The organism is Salegentibacter sp. (genome assembly GCF_041642575.1).
In the GTDB taxonomy this organism is placed as follows: Bacteria; Bacteroidota; Bacteroidia; order Flavobacteriales; family Flavobacteriaceae; genus Salegentibacter.
The window spans coordinates 1-21,147 of the sequence record NZ_JBEPWD010000040.1 but is presented as its reverse complement, the minus strand read 5'-3'; the positions used below and the strand labels follow the sequence as shown (position 1 = coordinate 21,147).

At 40.4% G+C, this 21,147-nt stretch carries 17 protein-coding genes and 5 tRNA genes; all 22 read left to right on the top strand.

The window, feature by feature from the left end; all coding sequences use genetic code 11:
- On the top strand, positions 1-900 hold a 900-nt coding region (locus ACESK1_RS08010), incomplete at its 5' end, for a DUF2851 family protein (protein ID WP_372919664.1).
- Positions 901-922: 22 nt separating this feature from the next.
- On the top strand, positions 923-1,153 hold the full coding sequence (locus ACESK1_RS08005; protein ID WP_372919663.1) for a PspC domain-containing protein: 231 nt from the start codon (positions 923-925) through the stop codon (positions 1,151-1,153).
- 135 nt (positions 1,154-1,288) lie between these two features.
- Complete coding sequence (locus ACESK1_RS08000) at positions 1,289-3,367, top strand: amino acid carrier protein (protein WP_372919662.1); 2,079 nt, start codon at positions 1,289-1,291, stop codon at positions 3,365-3,367.
- An 11-nt stretch (positions 3,368-3,378) separates the two neighbouring features.
- A complete protein-coding gene (locus ACESK1_RS07995) occupies positions 3,379-4,260 on the top strand; it encodes a ComEA family DNA-binding protein (protein WP_372919661.1) in 882 nt (293 codons plus the stop codon).
- Positions 4,261-4,391: 131 nt separating this feature from the next.
- The gene (locus ACESK1_RS07990; protein WP_372919660.1) at positions 4,392-5,561 is read left to right on the top strand and encodes an acyl-CoA dehydrogenase family protein; all 1,170 of its coding nucleotides are present in this window, start codon (positions 4,392-4,394) and stop codon (positions 5,559-5,561) included.
- Between the two features lie 97 nt (positions 5,562-5,658).
- Entirely contained in the window at positions 5,659-5,853 is a 195-nt protein-coding gene (gene rpsU / locus ACESK1_RS07985) for a 30S ribosomal protein S21 (protein WP_081211342.1), read from the top strand.
- Positions 5,854-6,008: 155 nt separating this feature from the next.
- On the top strand, positions 6,009-6,899 hold the full coding sequence (locus ACESK1_RS07980) for a tyrosine-type recombinase/integrase (protein ID WP_372919659.1): 891 nt from the start codon (positions 6,009-6,011) through the stop codon (positions 6,897-6,899).
- A gap of 32 nt (positions 6,900-6,931) precedes the next feature.
- The gene (gene hpf / locus ACESK1_RS07975) at positions 6,932-7,234 is read left to right on the top strand and encodes a ribosome hibernation-promoting factor, HPF/YfiA family (RefSeq protein ID WP_372919658.1); all 303 of its coding nucleotides are present in this window, start codon (positions 6,932-6,934) and stop codon (positions 7,232-7,234) included.
- A 103-nt stretch (positions 7,235-7,337) separates the two neighbouring features.
- Positions 7,338-7,411 (top strand) — tRNA-Thr (locus ACESK1_RS07970).
- Between the two features lie 335 nt (positions 7,412-7,746).
- A tRNA-Tyr gene (locus ACESK1_RS07965) sits at positions 7,747-7,828 on the top strand.
- A gap of 66 nt (positions 7,829-7,894) precedes the next feature.
- A tRNA-Gly gene (locus ACESK1_RS07960) sits at positions 7,895-7,967 on the top strand.
- Between the two features lie 146 nt (positions 7,968-8,113).
- Positions 8,114-8,185, top strand: a tRNA-Thr gene (locus ACESK1_RS07955).
- A gap of 58 nt (positions 8,186-8,243) precedes the next feature.
- Positions 8,244-9,431 (top strand): elongation factor Tu, encoded by a 1,188-nt coding sequence (tuf, locus tag ACESK1_RS07950; protein ID WP_372919657.1) that lies wholly within the window; start codon positions 8,244-8,246, stop codon positions 9,429-9,431.
- Positions 9,432-9,491: 60 nt separating this feature from the next.
- Positions 9,492-9,564: transfer RNA gene (locus tag ACESK1_RS07945), tRNA-Trp, on the top strand.
- 79 nt (positions 9,565-9,643) lie between these two features.
- Positions 9,644-9,841, top strand: coding sequence for a preprotein translocase subunit SecE (gene secE / locus ACESK1_RS07940; RefSeq protein ID WP_372919665.1), 198 nt, complete (start codon positions 9,644-9,646; stop codon positions 9,839-9,841).
- 11 nt (positions 9,842-9,852) lie between these two features.
- Positions 9,853-10,404, top strand: coding sequence for a transcription termination/antitermination protein NusG (gene nusG, locus ACESK1_RS07935; protein ID WP_372919656.1), 552 nt, complete (start codon positions 9,853-9,855; stop codon positions 10,402-10,404).
- Between the two features lie 79 nt (positions 10,405-10,483).
- Positions 10,484-10,921 carry a 50S ribosomal protein L11 gene (gene rplK, locus ACESK1_RS07930; protein ID WP_093405648.1) on the top strand — a complete coding sequence of 146 codons (438 nt, stop codon included), beginning with the start codon at positions 10,484-10,486 and terminating at the stop codon, positions 10,919-10,921.
- Between the two features lie 19 nt (positions 10,922-10,940).
- Positions 10,941-11,639, top strand: a complete 699-nt coding sequence (rplA, locus tag ACESK1_RS07925) for a 50S ribosomal protein L1 (protein WP_372919655.1) — start codon at positions 10,941-10,943, stop codon at positions 11,637-11,639.
- A 10-nt stretch (positions 11,640-11,649) separates the two neighbouring features.
- Positions 11,650-12,171 (top strand): 50S ribosomal protein L10, encoded by a 522-nt coding sequence (rplJ, locus tag ACESK1_RS07920; protein ID WP_372919654.1) that lies wholly within the window; start codon positions 11,650-11,652, stop codon positions 12,169-12,171.
- Between the two features lie 57 nt (positions 12,172-12,228).
- A complete protein-coding gene (gene rplL / locus ACESK1_RS07915) occupies positions 12,229-12,606 on the top strand; it encodes a 50S ribosomal protein L7/L12 (protein WP_372919653.1) in 378 nt (125 codons plus the stop codon).
- Between the two features lie 130 nt (positions 12,607-12,736).
- Positions 12,737-16,549, top strand: coding sequence for a DNA-directed RNA polymerase subunit beta (rpoB, locus tag ACESK1_RS07910; protein ID WP_372919652.1), 3,813 nt, complete (start codon positions 12,737-12,739; stop codon positions 16,547-16,549).
- Between the two features lie 78 nt (positions 16,550-16,627).
- Entirely contained in the window at positions 16,628-20,929 is a 4,302-nt protein-coding gene (gene rpoC, locus ACESK1_RS07905; protein ID WP_372919651.1) for a DNA-directed RNA polymerase subunit beta', read from the top strand.
- Positions 20,930-21,147 lie beyond the last annotated feature (218 nt).

The window sequence follows — 21,147 nt, the reverse complement described above, 5'->3', positions numbered from 1 at the left end:
CAAAAATGGATCAATTGCGAAAAGGACTTTCCTTCAGTAGATGATTTCAAATTGAGACATTGGTTGGAACGGGTCTATTTTGAAAGGCTAAAGAATAAGTCTGACCTTATCCTGGAAATGCTCAAGGCGTCTGAGAATAACTGGGAGGCAGTATTGTTCAGCCTGCTGGCAAAGAATTTTGGGTTAAATGTAAACGGAGATGCCTTCCTGAGCTTCGCCCGAAGTTTTGATTTCTCAGTGGTTCAAAAGTGTTTAACAGATAGGTTAAAGCTGGAAGCTTTGTTTATGGGACAGGCCGGGTTGCTGGAAAAAAGCAATTCTGAAACACATTTTGAAAATCTTAAAGCTGAATATGAGTTTTTAAAACATAAGTATCAGCTTAGCAACAGGGAGGTAACAAGTCCAAAATTCTTTCGTTTACGGCCGGATAATTTTCCAAATATCAGATTATCCCAATTGGCTTCATTGTATTACAGACATAAAAATTTATTCTCTGAACTTATCAGGGTAAAAGAGGTGGAAGGTATCTACGAACTTTTTGATGTGGAAACTTCAGATTTCTGGCAAACACATTATAGTTTCAGCAAGACTCATAGGCGAAGGTCCAAGAAGATAAGTAGGAATTTTGTAGATCTGGTTGTTATCAATACAGTGGTGCCTCTAAAATTTTGTTATGCACGGGAAACAGGGAAGGGACCGGAGGAAGAGATTCTGAATATTCTGGAAAAAGTAAAACCTGAAAATAACAGCATAGTTGAAAAATTCAATCGGTTAAGAGCTGATACTGCTTCAAATGCCATAGAATCTCAGGCCCTTCTTCAGCTAAAAAATAATTACTGTGATAAGAACAAATGTTTAAACTGCGAAATAGGAGCTGAACTTTTAAAGACTGTAAATTAACCGGAAAGTTTATCTTTGTGCTATGCGTAACCTAATTTATAAAATCAGGTATTATTTTGAAAGACATGGTTTTTATGTCTCTTCCCGGCTGGCCGATAAGATCGGGATGCGGGCAAAAAGCGTACGCCTGTTTTTTATCTATACCTCATTTTTCACCCTCGGAATAGGCTTTATAGTCTATCTTACCCTGGCTTTCTGGCTAAAATTGAAAGACCTTGTTTATACCAAACGCTCTTCGGTTTTCGATCTTTAGAAAAGCTTTAAAATACTAAGGGGTTTCATTTTTAACAATTCCTTTACAATTTAACTCCTAAAAATTTGAAAAAGGCTAATTTTTTAGCATCTTGCTTCGCTGAAAAATAAAATGCTAAATTAACTACTAAGCTATATGGGAAAGTATATACTTTCATTGTTCTTTTTATTTTCATTTGTAACATTAAACGCTCAGGAACTTGAAGTTGAGGCCAAACTAGGGAATCCTTCAAACGTTATTAATAATGCTTTTATAGACCTTGAGGTAAGTGGCGGTACACCGCCCTATTCCTATCAATGGTCTGACCAGGGCACATCCCTGGACTCTGAGCGTGCTGAAGGCTTAACCGAGGGGGTTCCTTACTCAGTGGTGATCACCGATAGCGAAGGAAATTCTACCACCCGCTCTTATACGGTTGAAGCTGAAGCAATTACCGAACATTTCAATGGTACTTTCGTTCCTATAGTTGAAAGTATGACCGCGATCCTTTTCTGGGATCCGTTCTCTGCGATTGGGGTTTATGATCCCATCGCCTATGCTGATCTTAAAAATGTGCCAACGCCGGGTTGGGAAGCAGGAATTGAAGATCGCTTTACTCTTAAGGAGTGGGTAGTTGCAGAAGGCCAGCATGTAGAAGAAGGCGATCTTATAGCGATTATCAGTTCTGATAAGGGAGATGATTTAAACGCCTATGCAAATGCCTCCGGAACCTTAAACTATAAGGTTGAAGAAGGAGAAGTTATTTACAACTTCGAAAATACAGCAGATGTTATCGAAACCGGCGCTCACTTTTTTGCGAATATTGAGTATGACGAACCGGTTATGTTAACACATCCAAATGGTGATCCTCAAACACATGGTATTCCATTTATTGTAATCTGGTTAATCTTCGGAGCTGCCTTTTTCACCGTAAGAATGGGCTTCATCAATTTTAAAGGTTTCAGACATGCTTTAGACCTGGCCAAAGGTAAATATGATGATCCAAACGCTCCGGGAAGTATTACTCACTTTCAGGCTCTAACCACGGCTGTTTCTGCAACTGTTGGTTTAGGAAATATCGCCGGGGTGGCTGTAGCCGTATCCCTGGGAGGTGCTGGCGCAACTTTCTGGATGATCGTGGCGGGTATTCTTGGAATGTCTTCCAAATTCGTGGAATGTACCTTAGGTGTGAAATACAGATTTATCAACTCTGAAGGAAGGATCTTTGGTGGACCAATGAATTACCTTAGATACGGACTCGAAAAGAGAAATATGCGCGGACTTGGAAAATTCCTGGCAGCATTTTTCGCTATTCTAGGTATTGGAGCCTCCTTTGGAGGAGGGAACATGTTCCAGGCAAATCAATCTTTCGAGATCCTTTCCGGACAATTTCCAATGCTGATTGGGAATGGTTTCTGGTTCGGATTAGTGATCGCTGTTCTTGTAGGGATTGTAATTATTGGTGGAATCCAGAGTATTGCTAAGGTAACCGGAAAGGTGGTTCCCTTTATGGCTGCAGTATATATCCTGGGAGCACTTACCGTTATCATTATAAACTATGAGAATATTGGGCCTGCATTTGCGGCTATATATAATGGAGCATTCAATCCTACAGCCTTAAAAGGTGGTATTATTGGGGTGTTGGTAGTAGGATTCCAAAGGGCTGCGTTCTCTAACGAAGCCGGGGTTGGATCTGCTGCTATCGCTCACTCTGCGGCCAAAACAAACCATCCGCCCTCTGAAGGTTTTGTAGCTTTACTCGAACCTTTTATAGATACCGTAGTAGTTTGTACACTAACCGCTTTGGTGTTGATCTTTACGGGAATGCACGAAATTGAAGGAGTTGGAGGGGTTCAATTAACCTCTGATGCTTTTGCAAGTGTTATTTCCTGGTTCCCTTATGTGCTTGCACTTGCTGTTTTCCTTTTCGCTTTCTCTACTATGATCTCCTGGTCTTACTACGGAATGCGCTCATGGACTTACCTATTCGGAAAAAGCAAAAAAACAGAGCTGGTTTATAAAATCTTATTCCTGGTTTTTGTTGTAGTTGGAGCATCCATTAGTTTAGGAGCGGTGCTTGACTTCTCAGATATGATGATACTTGCTATGTCTTTCCCTAATATTATTGGACTTTATATAATGTCTGGTGAGGTAAGGCGAGATCTTAAAGAATACACCCGTAAATTAAAGGCCGGCGAGCTGTTTAGAAAACAGCGTGAAGCCACGGTCAGCTAATATAATTTACCATGAAAGGTCTAAGATCCCATTTTGTTTTTTCAAGAAATCAACAAAATGGGATCTTTCTTTTGTTGCTTATCGTAATAGTGCTCCAGGGAATCTTTTATTTTATGGATTACAATCCCGGGAATGAAATTTCTGCGGAAGAAGATGAAATAAGGAAATTCCAGCAAGAAATTGATTCAATCAAAGCAGCCCGGGCAGGGGCTGATACCTTAAAAATTTATCCGTTTAATCCAAATTATATCACAGATTACAGGGCGTATACGCTTGGAATGAGCCTGGAGGAAACAGACCGCCTGCATAAATTCAGGGAGGGAGATAATTGGGTTAATTCGGCTGAGGAATTTCAAAAGGTAACCGGAGTTTCTGATTCTATGTTGGCGGTAATCTCTCCCTATTTCAAATTTCCGGAATGGGTAACCAATCCCAGAACTTTTCCGAAGCAAAAGACAAGTGTTAATAATCGCAGTTTTGCTCAAAAGACCGATCTCAATACTGCCACGGCAGAGGAGCTTCAGCAAATTAATGGCGTAGGGGAAGTGCTTTCAAGCAGAATTATAAACTACCGAAATAAAATAGGAGGCTTTGTAGATGACATTCAGCTAAAGGATATCTACGGGCTGAATTTTGAAACCCGGGATAAGCTAACATCGGTTTTTACAGTCAAAACCAAGCCTGAGGTTGAGCGATTAAATATAAACGATGCCGGATTACTGGAATTAAGTGAAGTGCCATATATAGGCTATGAATTAGCAAGGGAGATCATAGATTACAGATTGTTGCATGAAAATATCGAAGATCTTAGGGAATTATCAAAAATTGAAGGATTTCCTGCGGATAGGATCGATAGAATTCAATTATATTTGGGCGCGGATGCAGATTTCTGAATAATTCCTGGTTTTTTAATCAGTTAAAATTTTATTTCAGAATCTTAAAAAATCAAGTTATTTTTAATTTTTTAAAATTTCAGGGGAAAGGTTTTATCCCGCCTTCCCTTATCTTAATATAAAAGAAGCACATGAACAGCATGTATTTTACAGAAGAACACGAATTATTCAGAAAAAGTTTTAAGGAATTTCTTCAGAAAGAGGTAGTACCTCATTTGGATAAATGGGAAGAAACCGGGGAGATCGAGCGATTTATCTGGAAGAAATTCGGGGAAATGGGATATTTTGGCCTTAACCAACCTGAAGAATACGGAGGGATGGGCTTAGATCTATTTTATACCGTGATCTTTCTGGAAGAGCTTCAAAAAATTAACAGTGGCGGATTTGCTGCTGCCATGTGGGCCCATGCTTATCTTGCCATGACCCATGTAAAAACTGAAGGCAGTGAAGAGATAAAGAAAAAATATCTTACCCCAAGTATTGATGGTGAGAAGATAGGATGTTTGTGCATCACTGAGCCCTTTGGAGGATCGGATGTTGCCGGAATGCGAAGCACCGCGGTTAAAAAAGGAGACAAATATGTTCTGAATGGGTCGAAGACCTTTATCACTAACGGAGTGTATTCAGATTATCTGATAGTAGCCGCTAAGACGGATCCTTCGAAGGGAAGTAAGGGGATGAGCATTTTTATGGTAGACAGGGATACTCCCGGAATTTCTTCTTCTAAACTCAATAAACTGGGCTGGAGAGCTTCCGATACTGCTGAAATAGCCTTTGACAATGTAGAGATCCCGGCAGATCATTTGATGGGCGAGGAGAATAAAGGTTTTTCTTATATCATGCAGCATTTCGCGATGGAACGATTAATTATGGGGATAAACGCCCATGCGCGCGCCGAGTATGCTCTGGATTACGCATTGAATTATATGTCGGAGCGCGAAGCCTTCGGAAAGACTATTGATAAATTTCAGGCATTAAGACACAAAGTAGCCGATATGGCCAGTGAAGTTGAAATGTGCAGGGAGTTTAATTATTCTGTTACCAAAAGAATGGAAATGGGGGAGTATGTGGTAAAAGAAGCCAGTATGTCTAAACTGCTTTCCACCAAAATTGCTGACCAGGTGATCTATGATGCTTTACAGATGCTGGGAGGTTATGGTTATATGGAAGATTATCCCCTGGCAAGAATGTTCCGCGATAGCCGTTTAGGGCCTATTGGCGGAGGAACTTCAGAGATATTACGGGAGATAATCGCTAAAATGATCATCGATAAGAAGGAGTATAAGCCTGCAGCGAAATAAAATTTTCACACTGTAGGAATTTATTTGAATAATAATTGTGGGTTTGTATAATTGAATTATATTTGCAGCCTAATTTTTAATGAAAGGAGGTGACACTATGTTAATAATACCAGTAAAAGACGGAGAAAATATTGATAGAGCGCTGAAGCGTTTTAAGAGAAAATTCGATAAAACGGGAACGATGCGTCAGTTGAGAAGTCGTCAACATTTCACAAAGCCGTCAGTAGAACGTAGGGCTCAAATCCAAAAAGCAGAATACATTCAGCATTTGAGAGACCAGGAAGACATTTAGATCTTTGGTCATTTCCGAGAAGTCGGAAATCTTATTGCAGAAAGTTTCTCTTACAGAGATTTAAAATTAAATCCAGGATAGCCTTGCTTCTTGGTATTGCAATATAACTGTTGGTAAACTAAAGTTTCATAACTTTGTTTTCCAACAGTTTTTTTATGCCCTTTTCCCAGTTTCTGGATTACCTGCATTTAGAGAAGAATTACTCTGCGCATACCCTTACTGCCTACAAGGCTGATCTTACAGCATTTCAGAATTTTCTAAAAGAGGAATTTGATTCTGGAGATCTAACTGATGTTAACTACCCCCAAATAAGAACCTGGATCGTAAACCTGGTTGAAAGCGGAATCTCCAACCGAAGCGTTAACCGGAAAATTTCATCTTTAAAAGCATATTATCGGTTCCTTCAGAAAACCGGTCAGCTGGAAATTTCTCCCCTGGCTAAACACCGGGCCCTAAAAACCCCTGGGAAGGTACAGGTGCCATTTTCAGAAAAAGAAGTAAGGCAGGTACTTGATTCCTTCGAGACTGATACTTTTGTAGGGATAAGAGACAAGCTCATTGTGGAATTGTTTTATACCACCGGGATTCGTCGCATTGAGCTTATAAATCTTAAAACCGGAGACATCGACGAAGCCAATCAGGTGATTAAGGTTTTAGGTAAGCGGAGCAAGGAAAGATATATTCCATTATTGACTTCGGTTTGTGAATCGGTTAAGGCTTATCGAGGCGCCAGAAAGGCTTTAAAAGGGGGTGAGGATAACAGGCAATTTTTTGTATCTGAAACCGGCGTTAAATTATCTGAAAGTTTTGTTTATAGGATTATTAATAATTACTTTAGTAAGGTGTCAGGGAAGCTAAAAACGAGTCCTCATATACTAAGGCATAGTTTCGCGACGCATTTATTGAACCAGGGAGCCAACCTCAATGCTGTAAAAGAGTTGCTGGGTCATTCCAGCCTAGCTTCAACGCAGGTATATACTCACAATAGCATATCAGAATTAAGCAAGGTGCATAAAATGGCACATCCCCGGAACAAAAAAGACTAACTCAATTATTGTTTAATTAAATTCTCGATATTATGAAAGTGAACGTGCAGTCTGTAAATTTCAATGCTGACCAGAAACTCATTGATTTTATTCAAATGAAACTGGATAAGTTAGAAACCTATTTCGATAAAATAATCTTTGCCGATGTATATCTAAAAACTGAGAATACCAGCAATAAAACCAATAAAACTACTGAGATCTTACTCAGTATTCCCGGAGGAGAATTAATTGTGAAGAAAACCTGTAAAAAATTTGAGGAGTGTGTAGATGAATCAGTTACTTCTTTGCAAAGGCAGTTGATAAAACGCAAAGAAAAAATGAATGCGCATGTTTAGTTGATTTTTTTTCGCAGAATTGTTTTGTGAAAGGAATTATTTATTTACATTTGCAGTCCGTTAGAAATAGCGGACTTTTTTATGTGAAAAAGTAGGCTTAGAGGCCGATGTAGCTCAGCTGGCTAGAGCAGCTGATTTGTAATCAGCAGGTCGTGGGTTCGAGTCCCTCCATCGGCTCTTGAAATTTTGAAGTTAACGCGAAGGATGTTGCAATTAGGAATAGAATCCTTTTTTGCATGTAAGAGGGACTAGAAGCCTGTCCTGAGCTTAAGTCGAAGGAAGTCCCTTCATCGGCTCTTGAAATTTTGAAACAGACAAAATCGTCGTTCTCAAGAAAAAAATTCAGGATTTAATATTCTGAAGTTGAGGAGGCTAAAAAATGTTCTTAAAATTTTTGAAAAAATGCTTTGGATGCTGCTGTAAATTTCTTTTTATTTGCAGCCGTTTTAAAAAACATCATAAAGCTTAGCCGGGAACGGTTATGGTTCTATGAAATAGTGAAAAAATGATTTGGGGAGATACTCAAGCGGCCAACGAGGGCAGACTGTAAATCTGCTGTTTTTAACTTCGCAGGTTCGAATCCTGCTCTCCCCACTTAAAATTCAAGATTCCGAATTCGAGATTTAAAATCAATCTTGAATTTCAGATCCTGAATTTAATGCGGGAGTAGCTCAGTTGGTAGAGCGTCAGCCTTCCAAGCTGAATGTCGCCGGTTCGAACCCGGTCTCCCGCTCACTTAAATTTTTCCTGCTGGATCTGCTTTATTTTTTTAGCGTCTAAACTGGAATGAGAGAATACATTTTTAAAACCCGTAAGCCTGGCCTGGCTTATGGTATTTTGTATTTTCCGGAGAACTTAGAGGGTGATACTCTCTTAATAGCCGACGTAGCTCAGGGGTAGAGCGTTTCCTTGGTAAGGAAGAGGTCACGAGTTCAATTCTCGTCGTTGGCTCTAGATTTTGTATAAAATTGAACACTAATATATAACTAAGATTAAATAAGTATTAATTATGGCAAAGGAAACTTACGATCGGTCCAAGCCGCACCTTAATATAGGTACTATTGGACACGTAGATCACGGAAAAACAACTTTAACTGCAGCTATTACAAAAGTAATGGCTGATGCTGGTTATTCAGAAGCCAGTGCTTTTGATCAAATCGATAATGCTCCTGAAGAGAAAGAAAGAGGTATTACAATTAACTCTTCTCACGTAGAGTATTCAACTGCTAACCGTCATTACGCTCACGTTGACTGTCCTGGTCACGCCGATTACGTAAAAAACATGGTTACAGGTGCTGCTCAAATGGACGGTGCTATTCTTGTGGTTGCGGCTACAGATGGTCCTATGCCACAAACTCGTGAGCATATCCTTTTAGGACGTCAGGTTGGTATTCCAAGAATTGTTGTGTTCTTGAACAAAGTTGACCTTGTTGATGATGAAGAGCTTCTTGAGCTAGTTGAAATGGAAGTTAGAGATCTTCTTTCTTTCTATGAGTATGATGGAGATAATGGTCCTGTAATTTCAGGTTCTGCTCTTGGTGCTCTTGAAGGAGATGAGAAATGGTCTAAAACTGTTCTTGAATTGATGGAGGCTGTTGATAGCTGGATCGAATTGCCAGAGCGTGATGTAGATAAGCCTTTCTTAATGCCTATAGAAGATGTATTCTCTATTACTGGACGTGGTACTGTAGCAACTGGTCGTATTGAGACTGGTGTTGCAAACACTGGAGATCCTGTAGAGATCATCGGTATGGGAGCTGGAAAACTTACTTCTACTGTTACTGGTGTTGAGATGTTCCGTAAGATCCTTGATAGAGGTGAAGCTGGAGATAACGTTGGTATCTTGTTAAGAGGTATTGAGAAATCTCAGATCTCAAGAGGTATGGTAATTACCAAGCCAGGATCTGTAACTCCTCACTCTAAATTCAAAGCTGAGGTTTATATCCTTAAAAAAGAAGAAGGTGGACGTCACACTCCATTCCATAACAACTACCGTCCTCAGTTTTACGTACGTACAACTGACGTAACAGGAACAATTAACCTTCCTGATGGTGTAGAAATGGTAATGCCAGGTGATAACCTTACTATTACTGTAGATCTTATCCAGGCTATTGCAATGAATGTTGGACTACGTTTCGCTATCCGTGAAGGTGGTAGAACTGTAGGTGCTGGTCAGGTAACTGAGATTCTAGACTAATTAGAATTTTTATATAAAAAGGTATCCTGGTTAACAGCCGGGATACCTTCACTTATATTTACGGGTTTAGCTCAGTTGGTAGAGCACTGGTCTCCAAAACCAGGTGTCGGGAGTTCGAGCCTCTCAACCCGTGCAGTAAAAAAAGAAGCGAGAAGCTTGTCCTGATGGAAACTGAAGGAAGCCTCTCAATCCGTTCAAATACATTGAAAGAAATGGCAGGAATTGTTAATTATATATCCGAATCTTACAACGAGTTAAAGAACCATGTTACCTGGACAAGCTGGCCAGAAGCTCAAAGGCTCACCATTCTTGTAGCGGTATTTTCTATAATCTTTTCATTAGCAATATGGGGTGTAGACACCGTGTTTAGTGGGGTTATTGAGGAATACTTTAAGTGGATCAAATCTTAAATAGACGGGAAATGGCAGATGTTAAGGAAAAAAACTGGTATGTAGTCCGGGCTGTTAGTGGCCAGGAGAATAAGGTGAAGGAATATATTGAGCGGGAGATCGCTCACAATAATCTTGAGGACTATATTGACCAGGTTTTGGTTCCTACAGAAAAGGTGATCCAGATAAGAAACGGAAAGAAAGTTAATAAGGAAAGAGTTTATTTTCCTGGATACGTAATGGTGCAAGCCAATCTTGGTGGAGAAATCCCTCATATTATTAAATCTATCAATGGAGTAATTGGCTTTTTGGGTGAAACCAAAGGCGGGGATCCGGTGCCTTTAAGAAAATCTGAAGTAAACAGAATGTTAGGTAAGGTGGATGAACTTTCGGTTAAGGCCGATAATGTTGCTATACCATTTACCATTGGAGAAACTATTAAAGTTATCGATGGTCCTTTTAACGGGTTTAACGGTACTGTAGAAAAGATTAATGAAGAAAAGCGTAAGCTTGAAGTAATGGTGAAAATCTTCGGAAGAAAGACACCATTGGAACTAAGCTATATGCAAGTAGAGAAAGTATAAAGATTATATTGTTACATAGTTTTTTCGATAGTTTTTTAAAGCTTCCACTATAACAAACTATCACCTAAAAATTGAAAAAATGGCAAAAGAAGTAAGTAAAGTTGTAAAACTACAAGTTCGCGGGGGTGCTGCTAACCCATCACCACCAGTTGGACCTGCTTTAGGTGCTGCCGGGGTGAATATCATGGAATTCTGTAAGCAATTCAATGGTAGAACCCAGGATAAACAAGGTAAGGTATTGCCGGTTGCGATTAATGTTTATTCAGATAAGTCTTTTGACTTTGTGATTAAAACACCTCCAGCTGCAGTACAGTTATTGGAAGCATCTAAAACGAAAAAAGGTTCAGGGGAACCTAACCGAAAAAAAGTAGCAAGTGTTTCTTGGGATCAGGTTAAAGCTATTGCAGAAGACAAAATGCAGGATTTAAATGCCTTCACTATAGAATCTGCTATGAAGATGGTTGCCGGAACAGCTCGTTCAATGGGAATAACTGTAAAAGGTAATGCACCGTTTTAATCCAAAAAGAAATTAAGAAATGGCAAAATTGACTAAAAAGCAAAAAGAAGCCCAATCTAAAATCGAAAGCGGTAAAACGTATTCGGTTGCAGAAGCTTCAGCTTTAATAAAGGAAGTTTCCAATGAAAACTTTGACGCTTCTGTGGATTTGGCGGTTCGTTTGAACGTAGATCCCAGAAAAGCCAACCAGATGGTAAGAGGTGTAGTAACCCTTCCACACGGTACCGGTAAAGATGTTAAGGTTTTGGCTTTGGTAACTCCTGATAAGGAAGAAGAAGCAAAAGAGGCAGGCGCCGATTATGTTGGACTGGATGAATATCTTGACAAGATAAAAGGAGGCTGGACTGATGTTGATGTAATTATCACTATGCCTAGTGTAATGGGTAAATTAGGACCTCTTGGTCGTGTTTTAGGACCACGTGGATTGATGCCTAACCCTAAAACCGGTACAGTAACTATGGATGTTGCAAAGGCAGTATCTGATGTTAAAGCCGGTAAGATCGACTTTAAAGTTGATAAAACCGGAATTGTACATGCTGGTATTGGGAAAGCATCTTTTGAGGCTGATAAATTAGCCGGAAACGCGAGAGAATTATTAACTACTTTAGTGAAATTGAAGCCTCAGGCAGCAAAGGGAATCTATATAAAAAGTATATACCTCTCTTCTACCATGAGCCCAAGTGTGGAGATTGATACTAAAAGGTTCACTGAGCAATAATTAGATAGTTATGACAAGAGAAGAAAAATCAATAGTAATTGAAGATTTAACTGCCCAGTTAACTGATAATTCAATCATTTATTTAGCTGATATTTCCGGCCTTAATGCCGGAGCAACCACAAATTTACGTAGAGCTTGTTTTAAAGCTAACGTAAAACTGGCGGTAGTTAAGAATACCTTGCTTGCCAAAGCGATGGAAGGATCTGATAAAGATTTCGGTGATCTTCCTGGAGTTTTGAAAGGCAACACCTCAATAATGATTTCTGAAACCGGTAATGCACCGGCCAAAGTAATCAAGGAATTCAGAAAGAAATCTGATAAACCTCTTTTAAAAGGAGCTTTTGTAGAAGAAGCCGTTTATGTTGGTGATGAGTATCTTGATACTCTGGTTAACATTAAGTCTAAAGAAGAAGTTATTGGAGATATCATCGGATTACTACAATCACCTGCTAAGAATGTTATTTCAGCACTTCAATCAGGTGGCGGTAAATTAGCCGGAATTCTTAAGACCCTTTCAGAAAAGGAAGGTTAATATAGTACGCACTTTTTAACAATTATAAATTTAAAGAACATTTTAAAACGATAGAAAATGGCAGATTTGAAAGATTTCGCAGAACAATTGGTTAACTTGACCGTAAAAGAAGTAAACGAGTTAGCTGATATTTTAAAAGAAGAATATGGCATTGAGCCTGCTGCTGCTGCAGTAGCTGTTGCTGGTGGTGCTGCTGCCGGTGGTGGTGAAGAAGCTGAAGAGCAAACAGAATTCGACGTAATTCTTAATGCTCCAGGTGGATCTAAACTAGCTGTAGTTAAATTGGTAAAAGAGCTTACCGGTCTTGGTCTTAAAGACGCTAAAGCATTAGTAGATGGCGCGCCTGCTCCAGTAAAAGAAGGAGTAGCAAAAGATGAAGCTGAAGCACTTAAAGCCCAGTTAGAAGAAGCAGGAGCAGAGGTTGAGCTTAAATAAGCTTGCCGAAGCAATATTATTTAGGTTTAGACCTCAGGATTCGCTCCTGAAGGTCTAAACCCTTTTGCGTATATAGAGCTAAAGCTTTATAACGCGCAGTTTTTTTATATAATTTATAATCCGTCCATTGATGTTAGCAAAGCAAACTGAAAGAGTGAGTTTCTCTTCTGTAAAGAACAGGCCTGATTACCCGGACTTCCTGGATATCCAGATCAAGTCGTTTCAGGATTTCTTTCAATTAGAAACCAAATCAGAAGAGCGGGGAAATGAAGGGCTTTATAATACCTTCTTAGAAAACTTCCCTATTACGGACACCCGTAATCAATTTGTACTAGAATTTTTAGATTATTTTGTGGACCCGCCAAGATATTCCATCCAGGAATGTATTGAACGTGGCCTCACTTACAGTGTACCGCTTAAAGCCAGATTAAAGCTTTATTGTACCGACCCTGAGCACGAAGATTTTGAAACTATCGTACAGGACGTTTATTTGGGAACTATCCCATATATGACCCCTAGTGGTACCTTTTGCATCAACGGTGCAGAACGTGTTGTAGTATCTCAATTACACCGTTCTCCCGGGGTTTTCTTTGGACAGTCTTTCCATGCAAATGGAACCAAACTTTATTCTGCCCGTGTTATTCCTTTCAAAGGAAGCTGGATAGAATTCGCTACAGATATCAACAGCGTGATGTACGCTTATATCGATAGAAAGAAAAAATTACCTGTTACCACCCTTTTCCGTGCTATCGGATTTGAGCGTGATAAAGATATCCTTGAGATCTTTGACCTTGCTGAAGAGGTTAAAGTTTCTAAGACAGGACTTAAAAAAGTATTAGGCCGTAAACTGGCCGCGCGTGTATTGAACACCTGGTATGAAGATTTCGTAGATGAAGATACAGGAGAGGTTGTTTCAATAGAGCGTAACGAGATCGTATTAGACCGTGATACCGAACTTGAAAAAGACCATATCGAGGAAATCCTTGAAACCGGAACAAAGACTATTCTTCTTCATAAAGAAGATAACTCTACCGGTGATTATGCAATTATTCATAACACCCTTCAAAAAGATCCAACCAACTCTGAAAAGGAAGCGGTGGAGCATATTTACCGTCAATTGCGTAATGCCGAGCCGCCAGATGAAGAAACTGCGCGTGGGATTATAGACAAGTTATTCTTCTCAGATCAGCGTTATAGCCTTGGAGAAGTTGGGCGTTACAGAATGAACAAGAAACTTGGTCTTGATGTGTCTATGGATAAGCAGGTGCTTACCAAAGAAGATATCATCACCATTGTAAAATATCTTATTGAGTTAATTAACTCGAAAGCTGAGATCGATGATATTGATCACCTTTCTAACCGTCGTGTTAGAACTGTAGGTGAGCAATTGTCTCAGCAATTTGGAGTGGGACTTGCCCGTATGGCACGTACCATCCGTGAGCGTATGAACGTTCGTGACAACGAGGTGTTTACCCCAATCGATTTGATTAACGCGAAGACACTTTCTTCAGTAATCAACTCTTTCTTTGGTACCAACCAGCTGTCTCAGTTTATGGACCAAACCAACCCGCTTGCCGAGATCACTCACAAGCGTCGTCTTTCCGCTCTTGGGCCAGGTGGTCTTTCAAGAGAGAGAGCAGGTTTTGAGGTTCGTGATGTTCACTATACTCACTACGGAAGACTTTGTCCTATTGAAACGCCTGAAGGGCCGAACATTGGACTTATTTCTTCCCTTTCAGTATACGCTAAAGTTAACGGAATGGGATTCATTGAGACTCCATACCGTAAAGTATCTGAAGGAAAACTAAATCTTTCTGAAGAGCCTATTTATTTAAGCGCTGAAGAAGAGGAAGATAAGAAAATAGCCCAGGCCAATATTCCGCTTACAGAAGATGGAACTATTGACACTGATAGGGTAATTGCCCGTATGGAAGGTGACTTCCCTGTAGTAGATCCAAAAGAGATCCATTACACCGATGTTGCACCAAACCAGATTTCTTCGATTTCGGCTTCACTTATTCCATTTTTGGAACATGATGATGCGAACCGTGCGTTGATGGGATCAAACATGATGCGCCAGGCACTACCATTATTAAGAGCCGAATCTCCAATTGTTGGAACGGGGCTTGAACGTCAGGTAGCTACAGATTCCCGTGTATTGATAAATGCTGAAGGAGACGGAGAAGTGGAATATGTAGACGCTAAGAAGATCATTATCAAATACGACAGGACCGAAGAGGAACGTATGGTGAGTTTTGATAGTGACTCTAAATCTTATAATCTTATTAAATTCCGTAAAACCAACCAGGGATCTTCTATCAACCTAAGACCAATTGTTAAGGTTGGAGACAGAGTGACCAAAGGACAGGTTTTATGTCAGGGATATGCTACCGAAGCAGGGGAACTTGCTCTGGGTAGAAACATGAAGGTTGCCTTTATGCCCTGGAAAGGATATAACTTTGAGGATGCGATCGTGATCTCTGAAAGAGTGGTTAGAGAGGATGTTTTCACCTCTATCCACATTGATGAATACTCGCTGGAAGTTCGGGATACCAAATTAGGTAATGAAGAGTTGACCAATGATATTCCTAACGTTTCAGAAGAAGCGACAAAAGATCTTGACGAGAATGGAATGATTAGAATTGGTGCCGAAGTTAAACCCGGCGATATTCTTATCGGAAAAATTACTCCTAAAGGTGAAAGCGATCCAACTCCTGAAGAGAAACTGCTTAGAGCTATTTTTGGAGATAAAGCCGGAGATGTAAAAGATGCTTCTTTAAAAGCCTCCCCATCGCTTAACGGGGTTGTGATAGAGAAAAAACTTTTTGCCCGTGCAATTAAAGACAAGCGTAAGCGTGCTCAGGATAAAGAAGATGTAACAGCGCTTGAGAAGAAGTATGATGCTAAGTTTGCCAATCTAAAGGCTGAGCTTATAGACAAGCTGTTCGCTATTATAGGTGGAAAAACCGCTCAGGGAGTACAAAACGATCTGGGGGAAGAAGTATTACCAAAAGGGAAGAAATATACCCTTAAGATGCTTAACGCCGTAGATGATTATACGCATCTTACTCACGGCACCTGGACTACAGACGATCACCTGAATGCTTTAGTAGCCGATCTTATCCACAACTACAAGATCAAGGAAAACGATCTTCAAGGTAACCTGAGAAGAGAGAAGTTTACTATCTCTGTAGGAGATGAACTTCCTTCAGGAATCCTTAAGCTTGCTAAGGTTTACATCGCTAAGAAGCGTAAACTAAAAGTAGGTGATAAAATGGCTGGACGTCACGGTAACAAAGGTATTGTTGCAAGAATCGTTCGCCAGGAAGATATGCCGTTCCTTGATGATGGAACTCCTGTGGATATCGTGTTGAACCCTCTTGGGGTGCCATCGCGTATGAACATCGGGCAGATCTATGAAACCGTTCTTGGATGGGCAGGACAAAAGCTTGGTAATAAATATGCCACTCCAATTTTTGACGGAGCGACTATTGACCAGATCAATGAGCTCACCGATGAAGCCGGAATCCCACGCTTTGGACACACCTATCTTTACGATGGTGGAACGGGAGACCGATTTGACCAGCCTGCAACTGTTGGTGTGATCTATATGCTGAAATTAGGGCATATGATCGAAGATAAGATGCACGCACGTTCTATTGGACCGTACTCACTTATTACTCAGCAACCGCTTGGTGGTAAAGCTCAGTTTGGAGGTCAGCGTTTTGGTGAGATGGAAGTTTGGGCACTTGAGGCTTATGGAGCATCAAGCACCCTGCGTGAGATCTTAACCGTAAAATCTGATGATGTGATAGGAAGGGCAAAAACCTACGAAGCGATCGTAAAAGGCGAGCCTATGCCAGAGCCGGGACTACCAGAATCTTTCAACGTACTTATGCACGAATTGAAAGGTCTTGGATTGGATATTAAGTTAGAAGAATAATACACTGTTTTAGAACATGGGGACACCTGGGTGTCCCCTTAAAACAGGATTTTCACAATAATTATAGCAGCAGTTATTATGGCTAGAAATAATGATAAGAATACAATACAGAGATTCAATAAGATCTCTATCGGTTTAGCTTCCCCGGAATCTATCCTCGCAGAATCCCGCGGAGAAGTTCTTAAGCCGGAAACTATCAATTATCGTACACACAAACCAGAGCGTGACGGTTTGTTTTGTGAGCGTATTTTTGGTCCTGTAAAGGATTATGAATGTGCCTGCGGTAAATATAAAAGAATACGCTACAAAGGGATAGTTTGTGACCGTTGTGGAGTAGAAGTAACCGAGAAAAAAGTACGTAGAGATCGTGTAGGACACATTAATTTGGTAGTTCCTGTAGCACATATCTGGTATTTCCGTTCTTTACCAAACAAAATAGGTTATTTACTTGGCCTGCCGTCCAAGAAACTGGACATGATCATTTACTACGAACGCTACGTAGTAATTCAGCCAGGTATCGCCAAGAACGAAGAAGGAGAACCATTGAAGAAAATGGATTTCCTAACTGAGGAAGAGTACCTGAACATTCTGGATACCCTTCCGCAGGAAAATCTTTATTTAGACGATAACGACCCGAACAAATTCATCGCCAAGATGGGTGCGGAGTGTCTTATCGAAATTTTAAGAAGAATTGACCTTAATGAACTTTCTTATGAGTTAAGGCACAAGGCAAATAACGAAACTTCAAAACAACGTAAAACTGAAGCGCTTAAGCGTCTTCAGGTTGTAGAAGCTTTCCGGGATGCCAATAACAACCGCGAGAATCTTCCTGAATGGATGATCATGAAAGTGGTGCCTGTAATTCCGCCGGAATTGCGCCCGCTTGTGCCTCTTGATGGTGGACGTTTCGCGACTTCAGATTTAAATGACCTTTACAGAAGGGTTATTATTCGTAACAACCGTTTGAAAAGGTTGATGGAGATCAAAGCTCCTGAAGTGATTCTACGTAACGAAAAACGTATGCTTCAGGAATCGGTAGATTCATTGTTTGACAATACCAGGAAATCTTCAGCAGTAAAAACCGATTCGAACCGTCCGTTGAAATCGCTTTCTGATTCCTTAAAAGGTAAACAAGGACGTTTCCGTCAAAACTTACTTGGTAAGCGTGTGGATTACTCCGCGCGTTCGGTAATTGTTGTTGGACCTGAATTGAGGATGTACGAATGTGGTATTCCGAAGGATATGGCAGCCGAACTTTACAAGCCTTTTGTGATCAGAAAATTGATCGAGAGAGGAATTGTGAAGACAGTGAAATCTGCCAAGAAAATTATAGATAAAAAAGAGCCGGTAGTATGGGATATTCTTGAGAACGTTCTAAAAGGACACCCTGTATTGCTTAACCGTGCCCCCACACTTCACCGTCTGGGAATCCAGGCTTTCCAGCCTAAACTTATAGAAGGAAAAGCTATCCAGCTGCACCCACTTGCATGTACGGCATTCAACGCCGACTTTGATGGGGATCAGATGGCGGTTCACCTTCCGTTAGGACCGGAGGCTATTTTGGAAGCACAGTTATTAATGCTGGCTTCTCACAATATATTAAACCCTGCGAACGGTTCCCCAATTACGGTTCCGTCTCAGGATATGGTACTTGGTCTTTACTATATGACCAAATCCAGAAAGTCTACTGATGAAGTGAAGGTTAAAGGCGAAGGTCTTACTTTCTATTCTGCTGAAGAACTTGTAATTGCTTACAACCAGAAGCAAGTAGACCTTAATGCTATTGTCAAAATAAGAACCAAAGACTTCAATGAAATTGGTGAACTTACAACCCAGCTAATTGAAACCACGGTAGGTAGAGTGCTCTTTAATGAGGCTGTGCCAGAAAAAGCCGGTTATATTAACGATGTACTTACCAAGAAATCTCTGCGAGACATTATTGGAAAGATACTGAAAGTAACCAGTGTACCTGAAACTGCCGATTTCCTTGATGCTATTAAGGATATGGGATATGGTTTTGCTTTCCGCGGTGGTCTTTCCTTTAGCTTAGGGGATATTATTATTCCTGAAGAAAAGCAGGCGATGATCGATGAGGCTAACGAACAGGTAGAAGGTATTATAGGAAACTATAATATGGGTCTTATTACCAACAATGAACGTTATAACCAGGTTATTGATATCTGGACCTCTACCAACGCAGGACTTACTGAACTAGCTATGAAGCGAATTCGTGAAGATCAGCAAGGATTCAACTCGGTGTATATGATGCTTGATTCCGGGGCGCGTGGTTCTAAGGAGCAGATTCGTCAGTTAACTGGTATGCGTGGACTGATGGCCAAGCCGAAGAAATCCAGTTCAGGGGGTGGTGAAATTATCGAGAACCCAATTCTTTCTAACTTTAAGGAAGGGCTTTCAATTCTTGAATATTTTATCTCTACTCACGGTGCGCGTAAAGGTCTTGCCGATACGGCCCTTAAAACTGCCGATGCTGGTTACCTTACCCGTAGACTTGTGGATGTATCACAGGATGTGATTGTAAATGAAGAAGATTGTGGTACCCTAAGAGGAGTAGAAGTAAAACCGCTTAAGAAGAATGAAGAAATTGTTGAATCTTTAGGTGAAAGAATCCTGGGACGTATCTCCCTTTATGATGTAACCCATCCTTCAACCGGAGACCTTCTGGTTTCAGCCGGAGAAGAAATTACAGATGAAGTTGTTGATAAGATTAATGCAGCACCTATTGAAAGCGTAGAGGTTCGTTCTCCGCTTACCTGTGAGGCTAAAAAAGGAATCTGTGCAAGATGTTACGGAAGAAACCTCTCTACCAATAAGATGGTACAAAAAGGTGAAGCTGTTGGTGTTGTTGCTGCCCAGTCAATTGGGGAGCCGGGAACTCAGCTTACTCTTCGTACCTTTCACGTGGGTGGTATTGCAGGAAACATTTCAGAAGACAATAAACTTGAGGCTAAATTAGACGGTATTGCCGAAATTGAAGACCTTAAAGTAGTAAAAGGCGAAGCTCCTGATGGAAGTCTTGCCGAAATTGTGATCTCACGTACCGCAGAACTTAAAATAAAAGATAAGAAAACCGGAGTGGTACTTAGTACCAGTAATATTCCTTATGGTTCTCAAATCTTTATTGATAATGGTGCCGAACTTAAAAAAGGCGATATTGTATGCCAGTGGGATCCATATAACGGAGTTATTATTTCTGAATTCGCAGGAAAGATCAAATATGAAAACGTGGAGCAGGGTGTAACCTACCAGGTTGAAATAGATGAGCAAACCGGATTCCAGGAAAAAGTAATTTCAGAATCAAGAAATAAAAAACTAATTCCAACGCTTCACATTCTAGGTAAGAAAGATGAAGTGATCAGGTCTTACAACCTACCGGTGGGTGCCCACCTAATGGTAGATAACGGAGATAAGATCAAAGTAGGAAAAATCCTGGTTAAGATACCGCGTAAATCTTCTAAAGCAGGGGATATTACAGGTGGTCTTCCAAGGGTAACCGAATTGTTCGAAGCTCGTAATCCATCCAACCCGGCTGTGGTAAGTGAGATCGATGGTGTTGTTTCATTCGGAAAGATCAAGCGTGGAAATCGCGAGATAATCGTGGAATCTAAACTTGGTGAGGTTAAGAAATATCTAGTAAAGCTTTCTAACCAGATCCTTGTTCAGGAGAACGATTATGTTCGTGCCGGAATGCCGCTTTCTGATGGATCTGTTACTCCTGAAGATATTCTTAATATCAAAGGACCGAACGCGGTTCAGCAGTATCTTGTAAATGAAGTGCAGGAAGTTTACCGACTACAGGGTGTGAAGATCAACGATAAGCACTTTGAAGTTGTGGTAAGACAGATGATGCGTAAGGTTAGAATTCAGGATCCGGGAGATACTATTTTCCTTGAAAACCAGCTTGTTCATAAATCTGATTTCATCGAGGAAAATGATAAGATCTTCGGATTGAAAGTAGTGGAAGATGCCGGAGATTCAGAGAACCTGAAAGCAGGGCAGATCATTACTCCACGTCAGCTAAGAGACGAGAATTCTCTTCTAAGAAGAGAAGACAAGAATCTTGCTACAGCGAGGGATGTGACCAATGCCACGGCTACACCGGTGCTACAGGGTATTACCAGGGCATCGCTTCAAACTAAATCCTTTATTTCGGCGGCTTCCTTCCAGGAAACTACCAAAGTATTGAACGAAGCTGCAGTAAGCGGTAAGATCGATGAACTTGAAGGACTTAAGGAGAACGTAATTGTAGGACATAGAATTCCTGCAGGTACCGGAATGCGTGAATATGACAGTATTATTGTTGGTTCTAAAGAAGAATTTGACGAGATGCTTGAGAATAAGCAAGAAGTTAATTACAATTAATTTCGGATATTATCAGGGTCGCAATTGCGACCCTGATTTCTTTTAAATCCCGGCCCGATAGTTTTCGGGTCGGGATTTTTTGTATTTTAGTGATAACATGATTTTACAAGATTATGTATCCTGTATATATTTTGATAGCAAACTACTTTCAACAAAATAAAAATCAATAAGATGAGTGAAGAGAAAAAACAACCTAAAAAAGGACAAATAAATATAGA

What these genes read in the sequence shown, in the direction of transcription:
- ACESK1_RS08005 (WP_372919663.1), top strand. Translation starts at nt 923, where the DNA reads ATGCGTAACCTAATTTATAAAATCAGGTATTATTTTGAAAGACATGGT.
- tuf (WP_372919657.1), top strand. Translation starts at nt 8,244, where the DNA reads ATGGCAAAGGAAACTTACGATCGGTCCAAGCCGCACCTTAATATAGGT.
- ACESK1_RS07995 (WP_372919661.1), top strand. Translation starts at nt 3,379, where the DNA reads ATGAAAGGTCTAAGATCCCATTTTGTTTTTTCAAGAAATCAACAAAAT.
- rpoC (WP_372919651.1), top strand. Translation starts at nt 16,628, where the DNA reads ATGGCTAGAAATAATGATAAGAATACAATACAGAGATTCAATAAGATC.
- rpoB (WP_372919652.1), top strand. Translation starts at nt 12,737, where the DNA reads ATGTTAGCAAAGCAAACTGAAAGAGTGAGTTTCTCTTCTGTAAAGAAC.
- rplA (WP_372919655.1), top strand. Translation starts at nt 10,941, where the DNA reads ATGGCAAAATTGACTAAAAAGCAAAAAGAAGCCCAATCTAAAATCGAA.
- rpsU (WP_081211342.1), top strand. Translation starts at nt 5,659, where the DNA reads ATGTTAATAATACCAGTAAAAGACGGAGAAAATATTGATAGAGCGCTG.
- hpf (WP_372919658.1), top strand. Translation starts at nt 6,932, where the DNA reads ATGAAAGTGAACGTGCAGTCTGTAAATTTCAATGCTGACCAGAAACTC.
- ACESK1_RS07990 (WP_372919660.1), top strand. Translation starts at nt 4,392, where the DNA reads ATGAACAGCATGTATTTTACAGAAGAACACGAATTATTCAGAAAAAGT.
- nusG (WP_372919656.1), top strand. Translation starts at nt 9,853, where the DNA reads ATGGCAGATGTTAAGGAAAAAAACTGGTATGTAGTCCGGGCTGTTAGT.
- rplJ (WP_372919654.1), top strand. Translation starts at nt 11,650, where the DNA reads ATGACAAGAGAAGAAAAATCAATAGTAATTGAAGATTTAACTGCCCAG.
- rplK (WP_093405648.1), top strand. Translation starts at nt 10,484, where the DNA reads ATGGCAAAAGAAGTAAGTAAAGTTGTAAAACTACAAGTTCGCGGGGGT.
- ACESK1_RS07980 (WP_372919659.1), top strand. Translation starts at nt 6,009, where the DNA reads ATGCCCTTTTCCCAGTTTCTGGATTACCTGCATTTAGAGAAGAATTAC.
- rplL (WP_372919653.1), top strand. Translation starts at nt 12,229, where the DNA reads ATGGCAGATTTGAAAGATTTCGCAGAACAATTGGTTAACTTGACCGTA.
- secE (WP_372919665.1), top strand. Translation starts at nt 9,644, where the DNA reads ATGGCAGGAATTGTTAATTATATATCCGAATCTTACAACGAGTTAAAG.
- ACESK1_RS08000 (WP_372919662.1), top strand. Translation starts at nt 1,289, where the DNA reads ATGGGAAAGTATATACTTTCATTGTTCTTTTTATTTTCATTTGTAACA.